Annotated in this window: 2 protein-coding genes; both read left to right on the forward strand. The window is 63.6% G+C overall.

The window, feature by feature from the left end:
• Positions 1-65: 65 nt before the first annotated feature.
• The gene (gene tssH / locus KGA85_RS29420; protein WP_223543593.1) at positions 66-2,708 is read left to right on the forward strand and encodes a type VI secretion system ATPase TssH; all 2,643 of its coding nucleotides are present in this window, start codon (positions 66-68) and stop codon (positions 2,706-2,708) included.
• The coding region (locus tag KGA85_RS29425; RefSeq protein WP_223453506.1) for a hypothetical protein at positions 2,705-2,904 on the forward strand (200 nt) is incomplete at its 3' end. The genes tssH and KGA85_RS29425, both read left to right, overlap by 4 nt.

The raw sequence follows: 2,904 nt of genomic DNA on the forward strand, positions 1-2,904 counted from the left end.
TGTATAAGTCTAATTCGTCGGCAGCGTCAGATGTGTATAAGAGACAGGCACAAGGACGTATCGCCATGACCCACACCTCCACGCGCCTGCTTCGTCGCCTCAACCCTTATTGCGCCCAGGCGCTCAGCGCGGCGGCGTCTCTGTGTCAAAGCCGAGCCCATGGACGGATCAGCATCGAACACTGGCTGCTCAAGTTGCTGGAGCTGGGCGAGGGCGACCTGACCCTTATCGCGCGTCGCCATGAGTGGGACATGGATGTGCTGTGGCGCGGCTTGCTCGACCATCTCGACATGCTGCCGCGCAGCGTGCAGGGCAAGCCGCAGTTGTGCGGCCGGTTGCACAAGCTGATCGAGAACGCCTGGCTGCGAGCGTCCCTGGACGGCCATGACAGCGTGCGTTCCGTCCACCTGCTCGGCGCCTTGCTGGAAAATCCGGAGCTGTTGGCGTGCGAAGCGGCCTTGCCATTGCTGAGTCTCAGTTCGACTCAGTTGCAGCAATTGGATACGTTGCTCGATCAGCACTCCGAGGAACGATCACAGGTACAGCAGGACAAGGCACTGGATCAACCCATGGTGACTCCACTCCAGGTTGGCGCCAGCCACGATGCCATGCAAGCGGTGCTCGACAAATTCACTCAGGACATCACAGCCAAGGCGAAGTCCGGGCAGATCGACCCGGTGTTCGGGCGTGACGATGAAATCCGCCAGGTCATCGACATCCTCAGCCGGCGGCGCAAGAACAACCCGATCCTCGTCGGCGAGCCCGGCGTCGGCAAGACCGCGCTGGTCGAAGGCCTGGCCCTGCGCATTGCCGATGGCAACGTGCCCGACAGCCTCAAGGCAGTCAGCGTGCGCACCCTGGACCTTGGCCTGCTGCAAGCAGGCGCCGGGGTAAAAGGCGAATTCGAACAACGCCTGAAAAACGTCATCGACGCCGTGCAGCAGTCGGCCAACCCGGTGCTGCTGTTCATCGACGAGGCTCACACCCTGATCGGCGCCGGTAACCAGGCGGGCGGGGCGGATGCGGCGAATCTGCTCAAGCCGGCCCTCGCGCGAGGCGAATTGCGCACCATCGCCGCGACCACCTGGAGCGAATACAAACAGTACTTCGAGCGCGATGCCGCCCTGGAGCGGCGCTTTCAGATGGTCAAGGTCGACGAGCCGGACGATGCCAGCGCCTGCCTGATGCTGCGTGGCCTCAAGGCGCGTTACGCCAGCCATCACGGCGTGCACATTCAGGACGCGGCGGTGCAGGCCGCGGTCAGCCTGTCGCGGCGCTACCTCACGGGCCGCCAGCTGCCGGACAAGGCCGTCGACCTGCTCGACACCGCCAGCGCGCGGGTGCGCATGAGCCTCGACTGCGAGCCCCAGGCACTGGTGCGGCTCAAGGCCCGGCATGCCGCGCTGGAGCTGGAGCGGCGCGCACTGGAACAGGATGTGCAACTCAATGGCAGCGACTTGAGCGAACGATTGACGCTGATCGCCGGGCAGCAGGTCGAGATGCAACAACAGCAGGACGACTTGCTGTGCCAGTACCGCTATGAACTTGACCTGACCCGACAATTGCTCGATGCGCGTCAGGCCGAACCGGCCCGCAGCGACCTCTGCGCGAAACTGCAGGAGCAATTGCTGCGGGCCCAGGGCAGCCAGCCAATGCTGTCCCTGGACGTCGATGCACGCAGTGTTGCGGAAGTCATCGCCGACTGGACCGGCGTGCCCCTGGGCAGTTTGCTCAAGGACGAACAAGCCAGCCTGCTGACTCTGGAATGGCAACTCGGCGAGCGGGTGATTGGCCAGGAATCTGCCCTCGGTGCCTTGGCCCAGCACCTGCGCGCAGCCAAGACCGGCTTGACCGAAGAGCAGGCGCCGTTGGGGGTATTCCTGTTGGTGGGCACCAGCGGCGTCGGCAAGACCGAAACCGCCCTGGCGCTGGCGGACTGCCTGTTCGGTGGCGAAAAATCCCTGATCACCCTCAACCTGTCCGAGTACCAGGAAGCCCACACCGTCAGCCAGCTCAAGGGCTCGCCACCGGGTTACGTCGGTTACGGCCAGGGCGGCGTGCTCACCGAAGCGGTGCGCCAGCGGCCCTATAGCGTGGTGCTGCTGGATGAAGTGGAAAAGGCCCACCGCGACGTGCTCAACCTGTTCTACCAGGTGTTCGACCGCGGCTTCATGCGTGATGGCGAAGGACGCGAAATCGACTTCCGCAACACTGTCATCCTGATGACCTCCAACCTTGGCAGCGATGAGCTGCAAAACGGTCTGCGCGAACAGCCCGAAGCCAGCGACAGCGACTTGCACGAATGGCTGCGACCGCTGCTGCGCGAGCACTTCCAGCCGGCGTTGCTCGCCCGCTTCCAGACCCTGATCTACCGCCCGCTGCTGGCCGACGCGCTCAAGCATATCGTCGCCCTGAAACTTGCCAAGGTCGCCAGTCGCCTGCACAGCCATTACGGCCTGGCCTGCCTGATTGAGGATGGCCTGCACGATGCATTGGTCGCCGCCTGCCTGCTGCCCGACACCGGTGCGCGCAACATCGACAGCCTGCTCAACCAGCAGATTCTGCCGGTCCTCAGCCAACAGCTGCTGCAGCGTCAGGCCGCCAAATACAAAACCCTTGGCGTGACCCTGGGCTTTAGTGAAGAGGAGGGCATCACGCTGCAATTCACCGACGGACCTTCAGTCGTTGCACCTGAGGGCCGAGCATGAACCCTGTCTTCGGCCGCAACCGCCACACACTCAAGATCGACCAGCTCGACACCCACCTCGACGTCCTCGCCTTCGAGGGCCATGAGCACCTTAGCCAACCCTACCTCTACCGCATCGAATTCACCGCCAGCGACCTCGACATCGGCGCGGAAAAATTCATCGGCCAGTACGCCGAATTCAGCCTGTTCGCCGACCC

It is taken from the genome of Pseudomonas sp. GL-B-12, assembly GCF_019955895.1.
Taxonomy (GTDB): Bacteria; Pseudomonadota; Gammaproteobacteria; order Pseudomonadales; family Pseudomonadaceae; genus Aquipseudomonas.

Bases quoted from the DNA above. Each gene is read 5' to 3' on its own strand.
- tssH (WP_223543593.1), top strand. From the start codon at position 66: ATGACCCACACCTCCACGCGCCTGCTTCGTCGCCTCAACCCTTATTGC.